Raw genomic sequence first — 24,278 nt, forward strand, 5'->3', positions numbered from 1 at the left:
ATTGCGACCCCACGTGGTGGCTGGCAGTTCCATTATCCCTCGCATCTGCTTGTACCCCTGAACCATGGCTTCGACTTCATCCATTGCCTCCACCCTTCGTCGCGCGCTCCTCGTTAAGGTCATCTCCAAGCCCACCCCGTCGCGTGATGACGTCACGGCGGTCATCGAATTGACCTCCGCAAAAGTCGTCGAAGCCCTGCAGTCGCAGTCGATGACCCTTTACCTGGTTGAGGGTAACCAGATTGTATTCCGCCACGTTTACTACTCGCCCTCCCTTTGGGCGGCAAATCCGTCCAAGGCCGAGGGGTTCAAAGCGAACGCCGCCAAGCTCCTCGAACTCAAGCTGCCCCTAGGTCAAGGCATCGTTGGTAAGGTCATCGCGGAGGGTAAACCGATATTCTTCCAGAACACCCAAACGCAGGCGCCAATGATGCTGTCCATGGCGCAGACCACCGGGTTCGAGGTGTGCTCCATGCTCACCGTTCCTCTTCGAGTCGGCAGCCTCACCATCGGCGCTATCCAGGTTCTCAACAAGGAGCCCATCGTCGGCACGCAGGGGATTTTTTCAACCGGTGACGTGGTGCTCCTGCAAGAGGTCGCCGAGTACTCGGCCGCACTGATCCAACGCATGTTGGACCCGAAGTTCCAACCTAACCCGGACGACACCGCCAAGTTCATCGCCCGCCTCACCGACCACCCGCTCGTCACCAAGATCGAGGAGCTCACCATCGACGAGAATCTCGTCACCGCCATCGGCGATGCGATCATCCGCCGTGAACAGATTTTCCCGTGCAGCCGCACTTCGCCCAACTCGATCAGCGTGCTCATGACCAACCCGCTGGATTACGCCCGTCGCGAGGCTTTCCAGCAGGCCACTGAACTGGTCATCGACGAGATTTCCATCGCCTCAGCTCCGTTCATCGAAGCACTCGTCAAAAAGCACTTTAAAAACGACCCGGCTGCGACCACCACCGACGTCGACATCTCCAGCGTAGCCGAGGTCATCAGCTCCGCTTACAGCGGTGACGGCACCGGTGAAATCAAGGTCGAAGATCTGGAAAACGAGGACTCTGCACCCGTCATCCAGCTCACCAATCGAATCATTGAGGACGCCTACATTTGCGGCGCTTCCGACATCCACATCGAGCCGATGGAAAAGGATCTCGTCATCCGTTACCGCATCGACGGCCTCTGCCAGGAAAAGCTGCGCCTGCCCAAACAGGTGGCCAACGGCTTGGTCACGCGCCTGAAGATCATGTGCAACCTCGACATCGCCGAGCGTCGCCTGCCGCAGGATGGACGCATCGTTTTCAAAAAATACACCAAGAAGAACATCGATATCGACCTGCGCGTCGCCACCGGTCCGATGAATCATGGCGAGAAGGTCGTCATGCGCATCCTCGACAAAACCAAGAGCACCCTGCCCTTGCCCGCACTCGGTTTCTCGGATGAAAACCTCGCCCGCTACCGGGAGTGTATCCGCATGCCTTATGGGATGATCCTGCACTGCGGTCCCACCGGTTCCGGCAAATCGATGACGTTGTATTCCGCCCTCGGCGAAGTGAACACGCCCGACGTGAACATCCAAACCGCCGAAGACCCCATTGAGTACACTCTGCCTGGGCTCAACCAGATGCAGATGAACCGCCAAATCGGGCTGACCTTCGCCCGCGCCTTGCGCTGTTACCTGCGCATGGACCCCGACATCATCCTCGTCGGCGAAATCCGCGACGAGGAGACCGCCCAAATCGCCGTCGAAGCCGCGCTCACCGGCCACTTGCTCGTCTCAACCCTGCACACCAACGACGCGCCCTCGACAATCTCCCGCATCGGCGAGATGGGCGTAGAACCGTTCAACATCTCGGCCTCCCTAGTTTGCGTGTGCGCCCAGCGACTCCTGCGCCGCGTCTGCAAAAACTGCAAAATGCCCTACGAGCCCGAGGGGCGTGAAAAGAAAATCCTCGAAGAAGCCATCGGCTGGAGCGGGCCCATTTTCAAGGCCAACGCCCAAGGTTGCCCTACGTGCAACGGCGCCGGCTACAAGGGCCGCGTCGGTATCCACGAATTGATGATCAACAACGAGGAGCTGACCAACGCGATCAACAAGGAAGTCGAGGTCGCCGAGCTCAAACGCATCGCGATGCGCACTGGAATGAAGACGCTGCACCAAGACTCGATGCTCAAGGTCAAGATGGGCCTCACCACGATCGAGGAAGCCCTGAGCAACGTCCCGCCCGACCTGATCAAGTAAGCGCCGCACCGGCGTAGACTCTGCAGCCCCGATTACCCCCGCATCGCCTTAACCTCGGACATTGGTCCTTGGTTCGTGAACCGTAGGCATCGCGCCGTGGCCATTGGAGCTTGGTCATTGCTCATTGGTCATTATTCCGTGTGCCCCCTCCCCCGCCTCCGCGCTGGACAGCTCCCCGCCTCCGCGTAACGGTCAGCCCCTTTATGACCCTGATCGAAGACCTCCAATGGCGCGGACTCCTCGCCGACTGCACCGACCTTGATGCGCTCACCAAGCGCCTGAACGAGGGCCCCATCACGCTCTATTGCGGCTTCGATCCCACCGGCGACTCGCTCCACGTCGGTCACCTCATGGGCCAACTCACGCTCAAACGCTTCCAGTTAGCCGGTCACCACGTCATGGCCTTGGCCGGTGGCGCCACCGGTATGGTCGGCGATCCCTCGGGCCGTTCCTCCGAGCGCAACCTTCTAACCCGCGAGCAGCTCGCCCACAACATCGCTTGCATCAAAGAACAGCTCGCCCGCCTGCTCGATTTCACCGCAGCCGCCAATCCCGCCCGTCTCGTCGACAACGCCGAATGGACCGCTCCCATCAGCCTGCTCGATTTCCTACGCGACGTGGGAAAACATTTCCCAATCAACGTCATGTTGGCCAAAGACTCGGTTAAATCCCGCATGGAGGGTGACTCCGGAATCAGCTTCACCGAGTTCAGCTACCAGCTCCTGCAGGCGCACGACTTCTACCACCTGCGCAAGACCGCCCAGTGCGAACTGCAAATCGGCGGCTCCGATCAATGGGGCAACATCACCGCTGGAACCGACCTCATCCGCAAAAAACTCGCCGCCACCGCCTGGGGCTGGACCTTCCCGCTGATCACCAAAAGCGACGGCACTAAGTTCGGCAAAACCGCCAGCGGCGCAGTCTGGCTGGATGCGACCAAGACGAGCGCCTACAAGCTCTACCAATTTTTCGTCAACACCGAGGACGCCAAGGTCTCCGAGTACCTGCGCAAGTTCACTTTTCTCGCCCGCCCCGAGATCGAGGAGCTTGAGGCGAAACACGCCGCCAACCCCGGCCCGCGCGAAGCCCACAAGGCGCTCGCCCGCGAGGTCGTTCGCCTCGTCCACGGTCAGGCCGCACTCGACGCCGCGCTCAAGGCCAGCGAGATCCTCTTTGGTGCTGAAATTGGCGATACGACGGAAGAAGTTTTCCGTGACGTCGTCGGCGAAATCCCCACCCAGGCGGTCACCGCCGCTCAGTTAACCGCCCCCGGCTGGGCGTTGACCGAGGCACTCGTGCACGCGGGGCTGTCCCAGTCCAAGGGGCAAGCGCGCAAGGACATCGAGGGCGGCGGAGTTTATATCAACAACGTGAAGTGCGCCGACATCGCCCGCGCCCTCACGACCGCCGACCTGCTTTTTGGAAAACACGTGCTCTTGCGCAAAGGCAAACGCACCTACGCCGTCCTCAACCTCGCGGATTGAACGCCCCGAGGCAAAGACCTGAAACCCAAGTGTCGGTTATAACCGACGCCGGTTTCAGGTTTTAGCTCAGCCGCGTTTGCGGGCGAAAATCAAGCCCGGCGGCAGGCGATCGCCGGCAAGGGCTTGAGCCTCGGCGGCTTCATCACGGGCAACCACCGTGCGCACCCGCTCAAGCTGCGCGGCGGTTGCACCCCACCGTTCCAGCAGAACGAGGGCTGCGGTTTGAACCTCGGCAGACGCATCAAGGGTGCGCTCACCGGTGCAGCGCACGGCTTGCGTCAGCGCGGCGCATGCCGCCAGGGCATGCGCGCCGAATTTGAGGCCGCCAAAGGTGGCGATTAACTCGTCCAGGATTGCGGGCGGCAGTACGTCAGCAGGGTCACCTGAAAGCGAATACCGCGAACACAGTCGCCCGAGGGCCCAAAGCCAGGCTTCGAGTTGGCCCGGTGACGTGGCGGTGATGCGCGGCAGCCGGGAAAGCAGGCGCCGGGTCAGGTCAAGCCGGGTGGCTTGCGGCAGACGCTCCAGCGTGGCGGCGGCGCGTATCAACTCGGCGGGCACCTCGGTGCCACGCAGCGGGTTTTCCCAGCGCCGCCACAGCGCCGCTTGTCGAGTCGCGTCGAGGCCGCCGGCAACCCTGCGCCACAGAATCCAGTCTTGGGCTTGAACACGCGGATCGCGGGGAAACGCCAGCCCGAGTTCACGCACACGCCAAAGTTCGTTGAGGCGGGCGTCATCGTGAGGCCAACCGCAACCGGGGCGCAGGCAATAGCCGGCCAAGCTGAGCCACACCGCTTCGTGATCAGGCGAGCGCTGCCGCCGCGTTAGGGTGGAGGCAAGCGCCGGCCAGAGACCACGAAGCGTGGCGGGCGACCAGTCGGCGCGGGGCTGGCCAAGAACACGCTCCAGCTCGGGGATCAGGGAGCGCGGTGGGTTGAGTTTTGCCGTGGCAACAGTGCCGAAAAAAACGGCTTCGATCGCCGCAAGCGCCGCTGGCAATGCGGACGCAGTCGACTCGGAGTTGAGCGGCGCGTCCGACTGAGAAGCGGCAGAAGCGGCTAAGGACGGTGATACCAGTGGACGCGCTGGAGTCGCAGGATCCTGTCGCAGCGTAAAGCGAAGGTCCCAGGCTTCGGGATAACCGGGGAGCTGATTAAGCGGAATACAACGCACGCGGAGCAGTCCGACGGCGTTGAGCGAGGCTTCGACGGCCACCGGAAGCAGGCCGTTGGAGGGAAGCGGCGCCCCGGGCGGAAGCTGTAAAATGGCCGTGAGTTCAGGCAGGGCGATAAAGTCAGCGCTGGCCGTGCGGACTTCACCGGCGACTTCGGCGGCCGAGCGGGCGGCGGAGTAAAGACGGAAAGAAATCGGCTGGTTAACCCGCGCCAACAGGCCGTCAGGCGAAACGCGTACCGGATGATCCAGCGGCGTACCGTGGGGCAGAATACAGAGGAGCTGGGAGCTTGGAGCTGATAGCTGGGAGCTCTTAGCTGATAGCTTGGAGCTCCTAGCTGATAGCTCGGAGCTCTTAGCTGATAGCTCGGAGCTCCTAGCTGATAGCTCGGAGCTCCTAGCTGATAGCTCGGAGCTCCTAGCTGATAGCTGGGCGCTTGCCGCCCTGGTCGTGCCCGTTTCGATCCAGAAGGAGTGGGCGGCATGGCTGGCGATGAGCGACGTGCCGCGGCGAAGTTGCGCACCATACCACGCCGCCCCAAGGGCCACGGCCTGAGCGGGGCGCGGGTTATCGAGTTCCACGACGGGATGCCCCTGCCACTCGCTCAGCAGTCCGGTGAGCCGTTCGCGCAGGAATGCGGGGGCAAGGGTGCCGCCGTTGTAGAGCACGGCATCGACGTGATGCCCGCGCAAAAATGCGGCCAAATGGCGCGTGATGGCGGAGTCTGCGGCGTAGGGCAGCCCGAGTTCGCGCAGGCCACTGGAGGGTTTTTGCGGGTTTGCGTCAGCAGAGCAGGCGGAAAAAAAACCGTCGACAACGAGTTTGCGGACTTCCTCCGGGTCCAACGTGAGTGAGCGCGTGCCCCCCCAAAGTCCGCCGCTAGGAAGGACGATGCCAACGGTGTGCGGGGTGGTGTCGGCTGCATCCCGAGTGAGTATCGCCTCCTTGGCGTCGCGGGCGGCGGCAACCAGCCCGGGCCAGGCGCGGGCGTCCGGCGCCACGCCCAATGCGCGTTCAAGGTGATGGGCGAGCGCGGCATCAATGTTGTCCCCGCCCAGCAGAAGGTGCTCACCGACCGCGATGCGTTCGAGCTGCGGCAGCCCGGTCGCGTCATCGGGTCCAGCAAGACGCGCGGTAAAAAGACTGAAATCAGAGGTGCCTCCACCGAGGTCGCAAACCAGCAGGTTGAGCGAACGGGGCGCTGAGGTTTTCGCGCCAGAGACGGCGGGCGTGAGGTCTTTCAGCCAACAATTGAGCCCTGCGGAGCCGCCGTGACGCGCGAGCCAATCGTAAAAAACGGCCTGCGGTTCTTCGAGCAGGCGCACACAAGCGGGCAGACCGGCTTCACGGGCAGCGGCGAGGGTGAGCTCTTGAGCATCGGGCGCAAATGAGGCCGGCACCGTCAGGATAACGGGGGGAGCGTCTTCGGCATGGGGATCCAGCGATGTCGAAAGCAGCGGACGGGCGCTGGCCCAGATTTGGCGCAGGAGCTGGGCAGAGGCGGACACCGGCGAAACCCGCTCGGTTTCTGCAACCTCGGTGCTGCCCCAAGGAAGAATCAGGCGGGTGCGGTCGACGAGGCGGTGACTGAGCCAGGATTTTGCGGCGTGGGTCACGCGGCCCGGGGTGCGCGGGGCGGCGCGGCGTGCGAGGTAGCCACAAACGGGCGACGGGCCGAGCGTTGCCTGCTCGTCGGGCCGGGGGTGATACAGGAACGACGGAAGCAGGTCGGCGAGGAGCGTTGTGCCCCCTTCTTCGATCTGGGCGATCGGCACGATTTCCGGTGGCAACACGGCGCCGTCGGCCGCAGCAGAAACGATGGCGAGGGCGCAGTTACTCGTGCCCAGATCGATGCCGATGCTCAGCGTGCAGGGCGGCACAGGCGCGACGTTGGAGGAGGCGAGATCAGACACGGGCGAGCGCGGGCTCAGGCGGTGCGGACCTTGAACTCCAGCCGCCAAGTCCGATCGGTCTCGGCGTGGCGTAGGTGGAGTTCAAGTACGCCGAGTTCGTTCACCCGCGAAACCAACCGCACGGGAATGACGTCGCCCTCGGCGAGGCCTTTACCCGGGGGGAGCACGGTTTCGACGCGCGCACTTTCCTCAAGATCACGCAGCGCATCGGCGACGAGCGTGCCGGTACGATCACCGGCGCGGGCGGTGCTGCTGAAGAGGCGGAATTCCACGGGTTCGCCGACGACCAGGCCGAACTCGCGTTCGGCGAGGGTGGCGCTGGTGCCCTCCTCCATGCCTTGGGGCGCAACGCAAAGGGCTTTGATCGCGGGCTTGAAGCCGGGCACGGCGAGCACCGTGGATTCAAGACCGACGTAGTAGGAACGGGCCGTGCCGGCGCGGATGCGCACACCCGCGCCGGAGTTGAGCAAACGACCGTAGGCTGCGGCCCCGCGTGCAACCGCGAGATCGTAGTCGGCTCCGGCGAGTTCGACGGGAGCAGCGCCGAACCAACCCGCGAGCAAATCGAGGACGCGGCGGCGCATGGGCGCGGCCTTAAACACCCCTCCATTGAACAACACATGGGTCGGACGCAGCAGGCCGTGCGCACGGGTGGCGAGTGCGTTGCCCACACGGGCCTGCAAGTCGGAGGAGGAGGCGACGTTTTGCTCGCTGCGTTGAAGGAAACGGGCGAGGTGGCGGCTCAGCGCGGGATCGGCGGCGTAGTTGAGCCCCAATTCGCGCAACCCACCCGCGCTGCGCCCGGTAGGGAAATCCGTGGGCGCGGTGAGGGGCAGAAAGCCGTCGAGTGCGATGGCTTCAAGCAATGGGCGTTCGAGTCGGGTCGAAACGGTGCTGGCAAAAAGCCGGGCGCTGCGAGTGGGGACGGCCACGGGAACGCCTGGCAAAGCGGGGTCATTAAAGAGCGCTTCTTTGGCGTCACGCGCGGCCTGCACCAGGGCGAGAAACTGCCATTCGTCCACCGCTTGGCCGGCTTCTTCGAGTTGGGCGCGCAACGCATGGGCAAGGGCCAAATCGAGGTTATCGCCGCCAAGCAGGATGTGTTCTCCCACGCTGATGCGGTCGAGCGCCAAGGCCCCAGCGGTTTCACCGACGGCGATCAGGCTGAAATCGGCGGTGCCGCCGCCGACATCGCAAACCAGCACGACGTCACCCGGGCGCACGTGGCGGCGCCAGTCGGTGCCGGCGGTTTCAAGCCAGGCGTAAAACGCAGCGAGGGGTTCTTCGAGCAGGAGGGGTTCGGTAAAACCGGCGCGGCTGGCGGCGTCACGGGTGAGGTTGCGCGCCGCCTCGTCGAAGGAGGCCGGAACGGTGATCACCACGCGGGTGGCGGCCCAGTTGAGTTCGTCGGCGTGACTCACCGCCGAGCGCAGGTGGGTGAGAAACTGGGTGGTGGCGTCGAGAGGGGAAACTTTGGCGGCGGCAGGCACCGACTCGGATTGCCAGGGGAGGATGGCCGCCGTGCGGTCGATGCGGGAGTTGCACAGCCAGGATTTGGCGGAAGTCACGAGCCGATCCGGGGCGAGGGCGCCGCGACTGCGAGCAAAGCGGCCGACCACCGGAGCGTCCTTGCCTGCGGTCCAAGGCAAGGTGAACGAGCCGGCGACTTGTTCGTCCGGATGCGGCAAATAAAGTGCGGAGGGCAACAGCGGCAGCGACTCGATCGCGCCGGGGCCGGCAGCCTGGATGAGCGGAACAATACGCGCAGGCTCGGGGCCCGTGACGAGTGCTACGGCCGAGTTACTGGTGCCCAGGTCAATGCCGAGGGCGAGAGTGCAGGCGGTGTCCATGATGAAACAAAGGGGCGGTTAAGCGAAAAATGAGGGATCGATGCAGCTGAGAGCAGGCGGAGGCGACAACGCATGTGCCGTCTCAGCGGAGTTCGATTTCGGCGGGAGCAATGATGCCGGAGTGCGGTTTCGCCGCATCGCTGGCATGGGGGAGTTTAACCGCACCGGTGTTGCGCCAACCGCGATGGAGGAGTTTGCCGGTAAACGGGGCTGCACCTGCGACGCGCCCCAGCAAACGGTGCGCCTCAGGGTCAAACCCGGGGGCAAGTGTGACCGTTGAACCTTCCTGGGCCGCTTGCAGGGGCTCCAGTGTGAAGGTGCTTTGCAGCGCCTCGCGGCACCCCGTGTGCACCACACGCGCGACGGCGGCGACCTGCGCGTCGGGCACGGTGCGGATGTCCTCCATCGCGAAGTCCAGCAGGCGGCCCTGTTCTTGGAGTTTGGCGAGCAAACGCAGCGCGCCTGAATCGGCGAGCATCACCGGATCAAGCGCTGGGGTGTGCGGAACGGGGGCCGGCACGGGGATCGGCGCGATGGGCGCAGGGATCGATACCGGCGGCGCGGGCACGGGAGTCGACTCGGGGGCCGCTGAGGTGCTCCGAAAGAAAATAGACGCGAAGGCCAAGCCCGAGCTCGCGAGAGCCGCGTAAACGGCGAAACGCACGGGCGGCTCGACGTTTAGCCAAAGCCAAATGCCCAGCCCGGCACTGAGCGCCGAAGCGGTGAGCGATAACACGGTGCTGACTCGGAACTCAGAGGAACGCGTGGACATACAGGGCCCAAGACAACGATCCCAGTGATAAAGTTCACTCCAAAAATAAACGAGGGCGCAGAAGGCGGAAATTCCCAGCGGAGTATCCCTACACCGCACGATTCAGGTTGGGCCGGTGGAGCTTTTTCTTGGCAGACGCGGCGGTTCATGGGTAACTGCGCCTTTTAACGCCATGCTCACTTGCCGCAAAACTTACGCCGACATCCCTTTTGCCCACCGGCAGCACCGGCATGACGGGCACTGCGCGCTCATCCACGGGCACAATTGGGCCTTTACCCTCACCTTCGGCTGCACCGTCCCGGATGCGAACGGCTTCGTCGTGGATTTCGGCAAGCTGAAGTTTTTGCGTGAGTGGATCAACCTCCACCTGGACCACGCCTGTGTGTTCAATGCCGAAGACCCGCTGCGTGATACGCTGGTCGCCGCAGCCCCCGAGGCATGGAAAACCTACGTGGTTGAAAGCTGCTCGTGCGAAGGGCTCGCCCGTCACCTCCACGGAGTGTTTGACACGCTCGTGCGCCAGCATACCGGTGGGCGCGCGTTCGTCACCGCAGTCGAGGTGGTCGAGGACTCCAAAAACGCCGCATCCTGGACCGTTTGATTTCGCGTTCCTATTTGGCGGCCGCGAAGCAGTCATCGGCTTTTATGCTGATTCGCCGTTCAATTTGAGGTTTACGGCATCCTTGAGCTCACGCTCAAGGCCACACGCTTCGCGAACACACTCCCCGTGGCCTTGAGCGTGAGCTCAAGGTGTTTACCCTCAGGTATCCGCTCCCCCGGGAACGTGCTTATTTCAGCCCCCCCGGGAACTGGTATAAAACCACAAAAAAGCCGGCGCACTGTGAAGTGCGCCGGCTTTGCGATGTTTCGCTTTGTTGAAGCGACTCGGCTTAGCCTGGGACCTTAGTAGTCCATGCCGCCGCCACCGCCCTGGGGCATGGAGGGAGCAGGGCTCTTGTCCGGGGCATCAGTGATGATGCACTCGGTGGTCAACAGGAGGCCGGCGATGGACGCGGCGTTCTGCAGGGCAATGCGGGAGACCTTCGTCGGGTCAACCACGCCAGCCTTCACCAAGTCTTCGTAAACGCCGGTAGCGACGTTGTAGCCGTTGGCACCCTTGCTGGCGAGCACCTGCTGGACGACGACAGCGCCTTCGACGCCGGCGTTGAAGCAGAGCTGCTTGAGCGGGGCCTCGACGGCACGGCGGATGATCTGGGCACCGAGCTTCTCGTCACCTTCGAGGGTGGCGATAGCGGCGTCGATGGCCTTGGCGGTGCGCAGGAGAGCGACACCACCGCCGGAAACGATACCCTCTTCAACGGCCGCGCGGGTCGCATGGAGAGCGTCTTCGACGCGCTGCTTCTTTTCCTTCATCTCGGACTCGGTGGCTGCACCGACGTTGATGACGGCGATACCGCCGGCGAGCTTGGCGAGACGCTCCTGTAGCTTCTCCTTGTCGTAGTCGCTGGTGGTCTCTTCGATCTGGCGGCGGATTTGCTTCACGCGGGCCTGGATCTCGGAGGCTTTGCCCGAACCCTTGACGATGGTGGTGTTTTCCTTGGCAACCACGATACGGCTGGCGCGACCGAGGTCGGCGACCTGCACGTTTTCGAGCTTGATGCCGAGGTCCTCGGTGAGGAGGCGACCGCCGGTGAGCACAGCGATGTCTTCGAGGATGGCCTTGCGGCGATCGCCGAAGCCAGGAGCCTTGACGGCAACGACGTTGAGCGTGCCACGGATCTTGTTCACCACGAGGGCGGCAAGGGCTTCGCCCTCGACGTCTTCAGCGATGATCAGGAGGGGCTTACCGGTCTTGGCGGTGGCCTGGAGGATCGGGAGGAACTCCTGCAGGTTGGCGATCTTCTTCTCGTGGATGAGAACGTAGGCGTCTTCGAGGAGGGCCTCTTGGCTCTCGGCGTTGGTCGCGAAGTAGGGCGAGAGGTAGCCCTTGTCGAACTGCATGCCCTCGACGACGTCGAGGGTGGTTTCGATGGACTTGGCCTCTTCGACGGTCACGGTGCCGTCCTTGCCGACCTTGTCCAACGCGTCAGCGATGATCTCGCCGATCGTGTTGTCCCAGTTGGCGGAAACGGTGGCAACCTGGCGGATCTCTTCGCGGTTGTTCACCTTCTTGGAGATTTTGGCGAGCTCGGCGACGGCGGCCTCAACGGCCTTGTCGATACCGCGCTTGAGGTAGATCGGGTTGGCACCGGCGGTGACGTGCTTGAGGCCCTCTTTGTAGACGGCTTCGGCGAGCACGGTGGCGGTGGTGGTGCCGTCGCCGGCAGCGTCATTGGTCTTGGAAGCGACTTCCTTAACCAGCTGGGCGCCAATGTTCTCGTAGGCGTCGGGGAGCTCGATTTCCTTGGCGACGGTCACGCCGTCCTTGGTGACGGCGGGCGAGCCGAACTTTTTGTCGATGACGACATTACGGCCCTTGGGCCCGAGGGTGACTTTGACAGCGCGGGCAAGGAGCTCGACGCCACGGAGGATCTTCTGACGAGCAGCCTCGTCGAACAGGAGTTGTTTAGCAGCCATGTGTATTAAATATGTGTTTTAGAGTTCGGAATTCAGATTTGAGTTAACGCTCAACACGTTAGCAAACGACGCCCAGGATGTCGTCTTCGCGAACGATCGTGTACTTCACGTCGTCGATCTTCACTTCGGTGCCGCCGTATTTGCTGATGAGGACCTTGTCGCCGACCTTGACCTCGAAAGCGACAGCCTTGCCGTTTTCGTCCTTCTTGCCGGTGCCGATAGCGATCACTTCGGCCTCCTGCGGTTTTTCCTTGGCGGAATCAGGGATGATGATGCCACCGCGAACTTGTTCTTTGGTGTCTTCGAGATGCTTCACGAGGACGCGATCGCCGATGGGCTTAATCTTAGCTTTGGCCATATGGATTTTTGGTTTTTGGGTTTGGGTTGGGAGGTTGTTTTTTCGTTTTTTAACGACGCCCGCCCTACGACCCTAAGTCGGAGGGCGGGCGAAATTGAAAAGAAGGATTACTTCTTGGAGTTCTTGTCGTCGTCGACGACTTCGAAGTCGGCATCGACAACGTCGGCTTTCTTCTCGGCTTTTTTGCCGGAAGCGCCGGCCTCAGGGGCCGGTCCGCCTTCAGGTGCAGCACCCGCGGCCGCACCGGCCTTTTCAGCAGCAGCGTAAAGCTCGGCGCCAACCTTCTGCAGGTTTTCCATGGCGGCCTTCTGCTTATCGGTGTCGCCGCCTTCGAGGTCCTTCTTAGCGTCAACCAAGGCAGTCTCGATCTTGGCCTTCACGTCAGCTGGGAGTTTATCGCCGCTTTCCTTGAGGGTCTTTTCGAGTCCGTAGATGCTGCTGTCGAGCTGGTTACGGGTCTCAACGCCTTCCTTGCGCTTCTTGTCTTCGTCGGCGTGGAGTTCGGCATCCTTGGTCATCTTCTCGACCTCTTCTTTAGAGAGACCGGAGGAACCCTGGATGGTGATCTTCTGCTCTTTACCGGTGCCCAAGTCCTTAGCGGACACGTGAAGGATACCGTTGGCGTCGATGTCGAAGGTGACCTCGATCTGCGGGGTGCCACGGGCGGCGGGCGGGATGCCGTCGAGCTTGAAGGTGCCGAGGTTCTTGTTGTCGCGGGCCATGGAGCGCTCGCCCTGAAGGACAACGATTTCCACACCGGGCTGGTTGTCCGAGTAGGTGGAGAACACCTGCGACTTCTTGGTGGGGATGGTCGTGTTACGGGCGATCATCGGCGTGGACACGTCACCAGCGGTCATGATGCCGAGGGTGAGCGGGGAAACGTCGAGCAGGAGCACGTCTTTAACGTCACCACGGAGCACGCCGCCTTGAATGGCTGCGCCGATCGCGACCACCTCGTCGGGATTCACGCCCTGGTGGGCAGGCTTGCCGGCGAGCTTGTTTGCGATCTCAACGACCTTGGGCATACGGGTCATACCGCCGACCAAAACGAGTTCGTCGATGTTGGCGGAAGTTAGCTCGGCGTCCTTCAAGCAGTTCTGGAAGGGGCGCAGGGTACGCTCGAACAGGCTGTCGCAAACCTGCTCCATCTTGGCGCGGGAGAGCGTTACATTCATGTGCTTCGGGCCGGAAGCATCGGCGGTGATGAACGGCAGATTGATGTCCACCGACTGGGTCGAGGAGAGGGCGATCTTGGCCTTCTCGGCCTCTTCCTTCAGGCGCTGAAGAGCCATCGGGTCTTTACGCAAGTCGATGCCCTGCTCTGCCTTGAAGCTGTCAACCAGCCAGTTAATCAGGGTCTCGTCCCAGTTGTCGCCGCCGAGGTGGGTGTCGCCGTTGGTGGCCTTGACCTCGAACACGCCGTCACCGATTTCGAGTACCGACACGTCAAAGGTGCCGCCGCCCAAGTCGAACACGGCGATCTTTTCGTCCTTCTTTTTATCCAAACCGTAAGCGAGCGAGGCGGCGGTGGGCTCGTTGATGATACGCAGCACCTCGAGACCGGCGATCTTGCCGGCATCCTTGGTGGCCTGGCGCTGGGCATCGTTGAAATAGGCGGGGACGGTGACGACGGCCTGGGTGATCTTCTCACCAAGGTAGGACTCGGCGTCGGCCTTGAGCTTACCGAGGACCATGGCGGCGATCTGCTGGGGAGCGAACTGCTCGGTCTTGTCGCCGACCTGAACCTCGATGGCGGCGTCGCCGTTTTTGCCGGCTACGACCTTATAGGGGAGATTCTTGGCCTCTTCGCTGCACTCGCTGAACTTGCGGCCGATCAGGCGCTTGGCAGAGAAAATGGTGTTCTTCGGGTTGGTGACGGCTTGGCGCTTGGCGGCTTGGCCGACGATGCGCTCACCGGTTTTGGTGAAAGCGACCACCGAGGGGGTGGTGCGTGCGCCTTCAGCGTTAGGGATAACAACAGGCTCCCCGCCTTCCATAACGGACATGCAGGAGTTAGTGGTTCCGAGATCGATTCCTAGGATATGGCTCATAGTGAACATCGGCTAAGCAATGCACAGGCCGATAACCGAATAAAAATCACTAGTTATTAGCTAGCATTAATTTAAAAATAATAAGGCGCATCCGCATACTTTATCAGCCAGGCTAAATAGCGTCACATTGACACACATTGGCGCACTTTAGAGCCGGAGACAGACTTGAGTTGGCACAAGGCTTGCGTCGGGTGCCACACCTAGAGATTTCAATGACCGCGAATGCGGGCGAGCGATTACACCCCCTGTTTTGCGCCACGCTTAGTCGTCATTCGATTTCCGCTTCCGCCGCCTCCTTCGCCGCTTCTCCTGCTGCCGCTTCTTCCCCTTCCGCGCATGCCCCCAGTGCTTAAAAAGCCCCACTCGCTGCCAGTCTCCCCCTTTTTTTGCCTGCCTTTTTAGCGTTACCCCTCGCCCATGAAACTCCTTCGTCCGCCCGTTTTGATCCCCTTCGTTTTGCTGCTGCTTGGCGCGGGGTGGCTGCTGTTGCGCCACAAGACTCCTGCGGCCGCCGCCGCGCCGCGCGCGATCGCTGTTAGCACCTTTACCGCCGAAGCCCGCGACGTCCCGCTGTGGCTCTCCGGCCTCGGTGCCGTGCAGGCCAACCAAACCGTCACCCTTCGCCCGCGTGTCAGCGGGGAACTCGCCTCGGTTAACTTCACCGAGGGCCAAGAGGTGAAAGCGGGCGACTTGCTCGCCCAGATCGACCCCCGCCCCGCCCAAACCGCGCTGCAACTTGCCCTCGCCCAAAAGTCCCAAGATGAGGCGCGCCTCGCCAACGATCGCCGCGAACACGACCGCCTGTTCGCCTTGGTCGCCGCCCGCACCGCGAGCCAGCAACAACTCGACCAAAGCGCCTCCACCCTCGCCCAGTCCACCGCCCAAGTGCAGGCCGCCCAAGCCGCCGTCGACAATGCCCAACTCCAACTCGATTTCACGTCCCTGCGCGCCCCCATCGATGGCCGCACCGGCGTGCGCCTCGTCGACGCCGGCAACCTCGTCACCGCCAACCAATCCGCCGGCTTAGTCGTGCTCACCCAGACGCGTCCCATCCACGTCAATTTCACCCTCCCCCAACAAGCGCTTCCCGCCCTGCGCCACCGCCTTGGCGCTCCCGCTGCCGGTCCGTTAAGCGTCGAAGTTCTCAACGACCAAGGCCTGCCGGTGGCGAGCGGCAAACTCGACTTGATCGACAACCAAATCGACGCCGCCACCGGCACCCTCCGGCTCAAGGCGACTTTTGCCAACGACGACCAAGCGCTCTGGCCAGGCCAATTCGTCAGCGCCCGCGTTCTCGTTAACACCCTCGATCGCGCCATCGTCGTACCCACCGAAGCCGTGCAACCCGGCATCGCTGGCCCCTTCGTTTACGTGGTCAAAACCGACGCCACCGTGGCGGCGCGCCCCCTCCAGCTAGGGCCTACCGTCAGTGGCTACACCGTGGTAACCTCAGGCCTGACCACGGGCGAACAAGTCGTGCGCGAAGGCCAAAATAAACTCCAACCTGGCAGCCGAATCGAAGTTCTAAACCCAGCGATTAATCTGCCCTCCACGCCCCTCTCGCCCGTAGCCACCACGCCACGGCCTGCCGCTTCCCCTCCCGCTTCCGCCGCGATGCCAGCCTCCTCCGCTTCGCCAGCAACAGCCGCCGCCCGATGAGCCTGTCCACCCCGTTCATCCGGCGGCCGATCGCCACCACCCTGCTCACGCTCGGAATTTTCCTCGTCGGCCTGCTCTCGTTCCCGTTCCTGCCGGTCGCCCCGCTTCCGCAAGTCGAAGTCCCGACCATCGAAGTCTCCGCTTCTCTGCCCGGTGCCAGCCCCGAAACCATGGCCACCGCGGTGGCCACGCCACTGGAAACCCAGTTGGCCCAAATCGCCGGCGTCACCCAGATGTCCTCAAGCTGCTCGCTCGGCTCGACCTCGATCACGGTGCAATTCGATCTCGACGTCTCCATCAATACCGCCGCCCAGGACGTGCAATCCGCCCTCTCGGCCGCAGGCGGACAACTCCCGCTCGACCTCCCCTCCCCGCCAACCTACCGCAAAGTTAACCCCGCCGATTCGCCGGTGATGCTGGTGAGCGTTCTCTCCGACGTACTCCCGCTCACGGCGCTCACCGACTACGCCAACAACGTCGTCGCCCAGCAGATTTCCCAAATCAGTGGCGTTTCCTTGGCGCGAGTCAGCGGCCAACAAAAACCCGCCGTGCGCGTGCAACTCGACCCCGCGCGCCTCCCCGCCCTCGGCCTCGGCATGGAAGACGTGCGCACCCTCATCGCCCGCTCCACCAGTAACGCCCCCAAAGGCAGCCTCGATACCCCACGCCAAAACCTCGCGATCTACGCCAACGACCAACTCACCACGGCCGAGCCCTATAACGACCTCATTCTCGCCTACCGCCAAGGCGCCCCGATCCGCCTGCGCGACATCGGCCGCGCCATCGACGGCCCGGAAAACGTGCGCTCCGCCGCCTGGGTCAACGGCCAACGCGGCATGGTCATCGTCGTGTACAAACAAAGCGACGCCAACGTCCTCGCCACCGTCGCCCGCATCCGAGCGCTCATCCCTGAGCTCCAAGCCGCCCTGCCTCCAGCCGTAAAAGTCGCAGTCCTCTCGGATCGCACCCGAACGATCCGCGCCTCGGTCGACGAGGTGGAGCTCCACCTCGTGCTCACCATGGTATTGGTCACGTTGGTGGTGTTTTTATTTCTGCGCGACCTGCGCGCCACGCTCATTTCCAGCGTCGTCGTGCCGGTGTCCATCGTCGCCACCTTTGCCGTTATCCACCTGCTCGGCTACAGCCTCAACAACCTCTCGCTGATGGCCCTCACGATCTCGGTGGGCTTCGTCATCGACGACGCCATCGTGATGCTAGAAAACATTTACCGACACATCGAAGAGGGCATGAAGCCCATGGACGCCGCACTCAAGGGAGCGCAGGAAATCGGTTTCACCATTCTCTCGATCACGGTGTCGCTCATCGCGGTGTTTATCCCCGTGCTGCTGATGGGCGGAATCATCGGCCGACTGTTCCGTGAGTTTGCCGTCACCGTCACGGTGGCGGTCCTGATTTCGGCCTTCGTCTCGCTCACCTTGGTGCCAATGCTCAGTTCGCTTTTCCTGCGGCCGCACCGCCCGCCCGCGGCCACCACCTGGCGCGGCCGCTGCGACCGCCGGCTCGAAGGATTCCTTCTCGCCATGGAAACCAGCTACGCGCGAGGCCTGAACTTCGTCCTGCGCCACCAACGCGCCACCTTGGTCTCGTTAGCGGCCACCTTCGCCCTGACCGCTGCGGTGTTCATGGCGATCCCCAAAGGTTTTTTCCCTCAGCAAGACACCGGCTTCATCACTGCCACGATCGAGGCGTCGCCAGACATGTCGTTCGCCGGCATGTATGACCGCATTATCCAGGTCAACGCCCTCATCGCCGCCGACCCCGCCGTGGAGTCATTCGGCACGTTTACCGGAGGTAGTTTCAACTCCGCACGGTCGTTCATTAACCTCAAATCTCGCCACGCACGCGATTCGGCGGCGGTGGCGATGAACCGCCTTCGCCAAAAAACTGCGGCCATTCCGGGAATCACTCTGTACCCGCAAGCGCGGCAAGATTTGAACGTCGGCGGCATCTCCTCGAAAACCCAGTACCAGTACACACTGCGTGACGCCAACGCGGCCGAATTGGGAAAATGGGCCCCGCGCTTACTGGAAAAACTCCAACAACTTCCCGAGTTGCGCGACGTCACCTCCAACCAAGATGCCAGTCCGCCGGCCCTTTCCCTCGAAATCGACCGCACCGCCGCAGCCCGTTTTGGCATCCAGGCGGACACCATTAACCGCGCTCTCTATAACGCCTTTGGCCAGCGCCAAGTCACCCAGTTCTACACCCAAGTCAGCCAGTACAAGGTCATCATCGAGGTATTGCCCGAGTTGCAAAGCGACGCCGCCACGCTCGATCAATTGTTCATCCCCTCACCTCTCACCGGCGGACAAGTGCCGTTGTCCGCATTGGTGAAGGTCGATTCCCACAGCCCCAAGCCGCTCACCGTGACGCACCTTGGCCAATACCCCGCGGTCACGATTTCATTTAACCTAGCCCCCAGCGTGGTCCTCGGTGACGCCGTGAGGGCAATCGAGCGGGCGAGTGAAACCATCGGCCAACCTGCATCCCTCACCGGAGGCTTCCAAGGCGCAGCGAAAGCCTTCCAAGACTCATTAAGATCCCAACCGTTGCTGATTCTGGCGGCGATCGGAGCGATCTACATCATCCTCGGCATGCTCTACGAGAGCTTCATCCACCCCCTGACGATCCTCTCCACGCTCCCCTCGGCCGGACTAGGTGCGCTGCTCACGCTCTGGGCTTTTGGTTTCGACCTCGGGGTGATCGCCGTCATCGGCATCTTACTGCTGATCGGCATCGTGAAAAAGAACGCGATTATGATGATCGATTTCGCCATTGAGGCGGAACGCGTGCAGGGGAAAAGCGCCTACGACGCGATCCACGAAGCGTGTATTAAACGGTTTCGGCCAATCATGATGACCACGCTGGCGGCGATGATCGGCGGCATCCCCTTGGCGCTGGGCCACGGCGACGGCTCGGAGCTACGCCAACCCCTCGGTTACGCGATCGTGGGCGGCTTGATTTTAAGCCAACTGCTGACCCTGTTCACGACCCCAGTGGTGTACCTGTATTTCGACCGGTTGGTCGGCCGCAAAGCCAAGTCTCCCGAAAAAGCCTAACCCATTCGGTTAGGCTTTGTCGGGGCGGGTTCGGCGCGGAGCAGCGGAAGTATGCAGGCAGACCAAGTGTGGCTGTTGGTGTGGCTGTCACGGAGGGGCAGAATTACTGCCTCAAGGGCAAAAAAACGGTTAGTATAACCCTCGTAATCAATGCGTTCCGGTGGTGGGTCGACCGGGATTCGAACCCGGAACCAACAACTTAAAAGGATGCTGCTCTACCATTGAGCTATCGACCCCCTACTCACTCGGAACTCATTACTTAGGTCTTATCACTGAACTGCTTTTCACGGTCATTTTCACGGTTTTATCGACTTAACGAAAAACCTGAGCAACGAAGCGAAAAAGAAGATGTGGCTAAGAACTAAAACCCGGAAGCGTGTTACAGCTCGGGGGAGGGCGTTACTACGTCGGCTTTTCTTCCGGCGGCAAGACGAATTTCACGCCACGTGAAACTGAGTCGCGCAAAACCACCCAAACCCCTTTTGCCGCGCCTCAAGCCGCCCCTTCTCCCAGGCCTGCATCCAAGGTCTTTTGCGTTCTTGGTCACGCGGTAAGTAGCCCATCGCTCCGTGGCTCGATTCCCGTGGCCTTGAGCGTGAGCTCAAGGTGTTTTCCGCTAAAACCCCGATCAGCGTGGGCCCTCCAGGCTTCGACGTTGCCCACCCCAAATTATCCATCCGGCGTTATTAACCCTACGCTTTCCACGCAGCATAACCACGTCGCCCCCTTTTGGGCTTTCGCACGCCCGCCAACCCTGCAACCTGCGCCTGTGCTGTCCGCATTCCTTCCTCCCGACTTTAATCCAAAGCGCCCCATCGCGCTCATCGCCGGCCAAGGCATTTATCCGGTGCTCATCGCCCAGTCCATTCGCCGCGCCGGCGTCCCCCTTCGCCTCATCGCCATGGAGGAGGAAACCCGTGCCGATCTCATCGACTCCGTCCCCGCCTCCGAGCGCCGCATCATCAAGGTCGGCCAACTGGGTAAAATGCTCTCCACCCTCAAGGATTTCGACGCCGGTTACGCACTCATGGCCGGCCAAATCACCCCGCGCCGCCTCTTTAAAGGCCTTCACCCCGACCTCAAGGCCGCCCGCATCCTCATGTCGCTGAAGCGCCGCAACGCCGAAACCATCTTCGGCGCCATCGCCGAAGAGATCGAAAAACTGGGTGTTCACCTGCTCGACGCCCGCAGTTTTATCGACGAACACCTCGCCTCCCCCGGCTGCATGACCGGCCGCAGTTTCCCCATCGACGCCGACTACGTGGCCCACGGCGTGCAAATCGCCAAAGAATCCGCCCGCCTCGACATCGGCCAAGGCTGCGTGGTGCGCAAAGGCACCGTCCTCGCCGTCGAGGCCTTCGAGGGCACCGACGCCATGCTGCGCCGCGCCGGCGAATTCAAAACCGACGACGCCCTCTTTGTTAAAACCGTAAAAGCCCGCCAAGATTACCGTTTCGACGTCCCTTGTTTCGGCCTCAAAACCCTCGAAACCATGCGCGAAGCCGGCCTCAAAGCCGCCGCCCTTGAGAGCCAGCGCGTCATCCTCATCGATAAACCCGCCGTCATTGCCCAGGCCAAATCCTGGGGCATCCACCTTCTCGGTTTCGAGTAATTCTATGCGCACACTTGCAGCCTGCCGCCACCACCACCACGTTTCCTCCCCATGAAAAACGACGTCGTACCCGTTATTGTTAAAGGTGTCATGCCCACCTCCAACGGCTGCGCGGTGTTCCTCGGCGACGATCACAAGACCTTCGTCATCTACGTCGACCACTCGGTGGGCAACGCCATTCAGATGACCCTCGACGGCATCAAAAAAGAGCGCCCGCTCACCCACGATCTCATCGGCCACATCCTCACCGGCCTGGGCGCCTCGCTCGACCACGTGGTGATCAACGACGTCAAAGACGGCACCTTTTTCGCGCGCATTCTCATCCGCATGGAAAACGAGTTGGGCAAAAAAATCGTCGAACTCGACGCTCGCCCCAGCGATTCCACCGTGCTCGCCCTCCAGCACCGCCGCCCGCTCTTCGTCGCCAAAAAAGTTTACGATTCAGTCGAGGACATGACGGAAATCCTCCAGCGCGTGCTCAGCCAGCAAAACGAAGATCCCGAGTCAGCCGAGGGCGAAGACGAAGATGACAAGTAAACCCGGCGCCCCAGTGCGCGCCTCCTTTTCGGCCGTCCTGCCTGCAGTTAGTCCGTCCTCCGGCCTTCCCCTGCCCGCATCGATCCTCCCCGGCACGCCTCTCACGGCCCTTGCGCCGATGCAGGATGTCACCGATCTGGCCTTCATGGGTGTGATCGCCCACTACGGCGCGCCCGATTACTTCTTTACTGAGTTTTTCCGTGTCCACGCCCAGTCGCGCCTCGAAAAACACATCCTGCGCGCCATCGACGAGAACGCCACAGGCCGCCCCGTCTTTGCCCAGTTAATCGGCGAAGATCTCCAGCACCTCGCCCGCTCCGCCATCGAGTTGCTCGCCCATCCCGTGGCCGGCGTCGACCTCAACATGGGCTGCCCCGCACCCAAAGTTTACAAGAAAAACGTCGGTGGCGGCCTGTTGCGCGATCCCGCCAAGATCGACGAAATTCTCGGCACCTTGCGCCAAGCCATTCCGGGCCGCTTCACCGTCAAAATGCGCATCGGTTTCGAGGACACCACGCACTTCGAGCGCATCCTCGATCTGATTAACAAACACGACGTCGACCTGCTCAGCTTGCACGGTCGCACGGTCAAAGAAATGTACCGCAGCGAGGTGCACTACGACTACATCACCCGCGCCACCGAACGCGTAAAATGCCCCCTGCTGGCCAACGGTAACATCACCTCCTCGACCACCGCTGTGCGCGTTCTGGAGCAGACCCGCGCCGCCGGCGTGATGATCGGCCGCCACGCCATCCGCAACCCGTGGATTTTCCGCCAATGTCGTGAAGCCTTTGCGCAACAACCCGTGACCGCGATCACGCTAGGCGATGTACGTGAGTACGTGGAACGCCTTTACCGCGCCACCCAAGTCGTCGGTTTGGACGAGCGCATCCACGTCAACAAGATGAAGAAATACCTCAACTTCGTCGGCCAAAGTGTGGACGGAACTGGCGAGTTTTTACACGACATGCGCCGCACCGAGTCCGAAGCACAGTTGTTCGCAGTGTGCGACCAGCACCTGCTGAAGGAGCCGCACAAGCTCTTTGCGCACGAACCGTATCCCGGAGTGATTGCGCGCCCCAACTGCGAAACCCCCGCGGGTGACGCCGACGGGTGTTCACTGTAAAGCGTACTTATTAAAAAAAACGGGCTATACACCGCAGGCAAGTAGCGAACCGAATTAAGCAGAATCAGGAGGGCAATAACGGGCTGTAACCGGGCAACGCGGTTACCTCAACGGCATCGATCTGCTCCGGTGGTAAAAAGCGTTTGGCATAGTCCAGCCACACGCCTTCGCCGATGAAGATATCGAACAAATCCGGGTCAATGTGCCCCTCGAGCTTCATTCGGCCAAGAATGGTCAGCGCCTGCGACAAAGGCATCGCTTTTTTGTAGGGGCGGTCACTGGCAGTCAGCGCCTCAAATACGTCGGCAATTCCGAGGACTCGCGCCTGAACGGACATTTGGTCGCGCGTCAGCCCTTTTGGATAACCCTTGCCGTCCATGCGCTCATGATGACCACCGGCAAACTCAGGAATTCGCCGCAGGTGCTTAGGAAACGGCAATGCCTCGAGCATGTTAATCGTCACCACAATATGGTGGTTAATGATGTCTCGTTCTTCGTGGCTAAGGGTCCCCTTGCTGATCGTAAGGTGCTTCACCTCATCGGGACTCAAAATCGGTAGCGAGCTGCCATCCGGGGCAAGCCACGTCCGTGCAGCAATGTCATGCACGCGCCGTTGATCTTCGGGCCGCATGAATTCGCCCCCTGTATTGGCACGACGCAGAAAGCCGATCTCGTCATCGAGATTCGCACAGATACGCCCATACTCAATCTCGGCTACGCTGCGATCTCCTCCACTCATAACAGCCCTCAACATGTCGATCTCCGCGTCACGTTTGAGCACCGAAAATCGCGTTTCAATTAATCCAATACGATCGAAAACTCCTGATAACTTGGTTGCTTTATCCATCACCCATTCAGGCGTGGTGATTTTGCCGCAATCATGGAGCCAACCCGCCAAGCGCAGTTCGTGCCGATCCGCCTCAGTCATAGAGAAATCCTTAAGCGGACCGTGATCACAACGTGCCGCCGCATCCGCCAACATCATGGTGAGTTCGGGAACGCGTTTACAGTGACCGCCAGTATAGGGCGATTTTTCATCAATCGACGTAGCGATCAAACGAATGAACGCCTCCAACAGGTTTTTCATTCCATCGATAAGGGCATGTTTGGTCAGCGCTGTGGCGGCTTGGGAAGCCAAACTCTCGGTCAAACGCTGATCGGTTTCGCTAAACGGCACGATATTGCCCGACTCATCCCGCGCATTGAGCAACTGAAGCACCCCAATGATCTCCGCCTCATGATTGCGCAACGGCACCGTTAAAAACGAAGTGGAACGATATCCCGTCTGGAGATCGAAGGCGCGCGTTCCAGAAAAATCAAAACCCGGCGCATGGTAGGCATCTGGGATATTCACCGTTGTGCCATCAAGCACGGCACAGGCGACGATCGAACTTCGATTGGGCGCACCATCAGGCAGGTACAGAGGAACAGGTTTAAACGGAATCGGCTTACCCGTGGTGCCGCCCAGGCACATCTTCAGCGAGTCTGAACTCAAGGTCTCAAAGTATAATTGGCCGCCTTCACTTATCGAATAAATGGTGCCGCCATCCGCGTGCGTGATGGCTTTGGCTCCGTGCAAAATCTGCTCCAGCAATTTAACCGGATTTTTCTCCGCCGATAACGCGATACCAATAGAGTTCAAACGCTCGATACGTTGCGTGAAATCATCTGCGCCGTGCGACATGGAGGGTGACGTTAGCCAAGGTGGACTGAGTGACAATGATGCAATGTGGACGACTGGAAGAGGATGTGCTCGCGAGCATGGATATTAATAGAGCCACGAGAGCTGCGTTAAGTGGTCGGCGAGAAACGACGGCGGCAGAGCGGTGGACTGGACGTGGCCGCCGCTTTTGAATTCGATGCGGTGGACATG

General features: G+C 61.4%; 14 protein-coding genes, 1 tRNA gene and 1 pseudogene. 8 read left to right on the top strand and 8 right to left on the bottom strand.

The window, feature by feature from the left end; translation table 11 throughout:
• Positions 1-64 precede the first annotated feature (64 nt).
• Complete coding sequence (tadA, locus tag H2170_06105) at positions 65-2,251, top strand: Flp pilus assembly complex ATPase component TadA (GenBank protein ID MCS6299661.1); 2,187 nt, start codon at positions 65-67, stop codon at positions 2,249-2,251.
• Between the two features lie 203 nt (positions 2,252-2,454).
• Positions 2,455-3,735: a tyrosine--tRNA ligase gene (locus H2170_06110; GenBank protein MCS6299662.1), complete on the top strand. Its 1,281-nt coding sequence runs from the start codon at positions 2,455-2,457 to the stop codon at positions 3,733-3,735.
• A gap of 66 nt (positions 3,736-3,801) precedes the next feature.
• Here H2170_06110 and H2170_06115 read toward each other — a convergent pair whose 3' ends face one another.
• The 3 genes from H2170_06115 to H2170_06125 all read right to left on the bottom strand — a co-directional run bounded on the left by H2170_06115 (position 3,802) and on the right by H2170_06125 (position 9,444).
• Positions 3,802-6,822, bottom strand: a complete 3,021-nt coding sequence (locus H2170_06115; GenBank protein MCS6299663.1) for an Hsp70 family protein — start codon at positions 6,820-6,822, stop codon at positions 3,802-3,804.
• Between the two features lie 14 nt (positions 6,823-6,836).
• Positions 6,837-8,672: an Hsp70 family protein gene (locus H2170_06120; protein ID MCS6299664.1), complete on the bottom strand. Its 1,836-nt coding sequence runs from the start codon at positions 8,670-8,672 to the stop codon at positions 6,837-6,839.
• Between the two features lie 82 nt (positions 8,673-8,754).
• Complete coding sequence (locus tag H2170_06125; GenBank protein MCS6299665.1) at positions 8,755-9,444, bottom strand: DUF2760 domain-containing protein; 690 nt, start codon at positions 9,442-9,444, stop codon at positions 8,755-8,757.
• A gap of 172 nt (positions 9,445-9,616) precedes the next feature.
• Here H2170_06125 and H2170_06130 point away from each other — a divergent pair, with 172 nt between their 5' ends.
• The gene (locus H2170_06130) at positions 9,617-10,045 is read left to right on the top strand and encodes a 6-carboxytetrahydropterin synthase (GenBank protein ID MCS6299666.1); all 429 of its coding nucleotides are present in this window, start codon (positions 9,617-9,619) and stop codon (positions 10,043-10,045) included.
• Between the two features lie 302 nt (positions 10,046-10,347).
• On the opposite strand, the gene groL is transcribed toward H2170_06130, so the two are convergent.
• The 3 genes from groL to dnaK form a co-directional block, all read right to left on the bottom strand.
• Complete coding sequence (gene groL, locus H2170_06135; protein ID MCS6299667.1) at positions 10,348-11,982, bottom strand: chaperonin GroEL; 1,635 nt, start codon at positions 11,980-11,982, stop codon at positions 10,348-10,350.
• A gap of 58 nt (positions 11,983-12,040) precedes the next feature.
• Positions 12,041-12,340 (bottom strand): co-chaperone GroES, encoded by a 300-nt coding sequence (locus H2170_06140; GenBank protein MCS6299668.1) that lies wholly within the window; start codon positions 12,338-12,340, stop codon positions 12,041-12,043.
• A gap of 107 nt (positions 12,341-12,447) precedes the next feature.
• On the bottom strand, positions 12,448-14,391 hold the full coding sequence (gene dnaK, locus H2170_06145) for a molecular chaperone DnaK (GenBank protein ID MCS6299669.1): 1,944 nt from the start codon (positions 14,389-14,391) through the stop codon (positions 12,448-12,450).
• A gap of 417 nt (positions 14,392-14,808) precedes the next feature.
• On the opposite strand from dnaK, the pseudogene H2170_06150 reads away from it, so the two are divergent.
• Both H2170_06150 and H2170_06155 read left to right on the top strand, forming a co-directional pair.
• Positions 14,809-15,909 (top strand): annotated as a pseudogene (locus H2170_06150) (efflux RND transporter periplasmic adaptor subunit).
• Between the two features lie 137 nt (positions 15,910-16,046).
• Positions 16,047-19,130 (top strand): efflux RND transporter permease subunit, encoded by a 3,084-nt coding sequence (locus tag H2170_06155; protein MCS6299670.1) that lies wholly within the window; start codon positions 16,047-16,049, stop codon positions 19,128-19,130.
• Positions 19,131-19,291: 161 nt separating this feature from the next.
• On the opposite strand, the gene H2170_06160 is transcribed toward H2170_06155, so the two are convergent.
• A tRNA-Lys gene (locus H2170_06160) sits at positions 19,292-19,366 on the bottom strand.
• A gap of 536 nt (positions 19,367-19,902) precedes the next feature.
• Here H2170_06160 and lpxI point away from each other — a divergent pair.
• From lpxI to H2170_06175, 3 genes are all read left to right on the top strand, one after another.
• Positions 19,903-20,742, top strand: coding sequence for a UDP-2,3-diacylglucosamine diphosphatase LpxI (gene lpxI, locus H2170_06165; GenBank protein MCS6299671.1), 840 nt, complete (start codon positions 19,903-19,905; stop codon positions 20,740-20,742).
• Positions 20,743-20,793: 51 nt separating this feature from the next.
• A complete protein-coding gene (locus tag H2170_06170) occupies positions 20,794-21,279 on the top strand; it encodes a bifunctional nuclease family protein (GenBank protein ID MCS6299672.1) in 486 nt (161 codons plus the stop codon).
• 118 nt (positions 21,280-21,397) lie between these two features.
• Positions 21,398-22,405 (top strand): tRNA-dihydrouridine synthase family protein, encoded by a 1,008-nt coding sequence (locus tag H2170_06175; protein ID MCS6299673.1) that lies wholly within the window; start codon positions 21,398-21,400, stop codon positions 22,403-22,405.
• A gap of 64 nt (positions 22,406-22,469) precedes the next feature.
• Here H2170_06175 and H2170_06180 read toward each other — a convergent pair whose 3' ends face one another.
• Entirely contained in the window at positions 22,470-24,089 is a 1,620-nt protein-coding gene (locus tag H2170_06180) for a GAF domain-containing protein (protein ID MCS6299674.1), read from the bottom strand.
• Between the last annotated feature and the right edge of the window lie 189 nt (positions 24,090-24,278).

It is taken from the genome of Opitutus sp. (assembly GCA_024998815.1).
Lineage (GTDB): Bacteria > Verrucomicrobiota > Verrucomicrobiia > Opitutales > Opitutaceae > Rariglobus.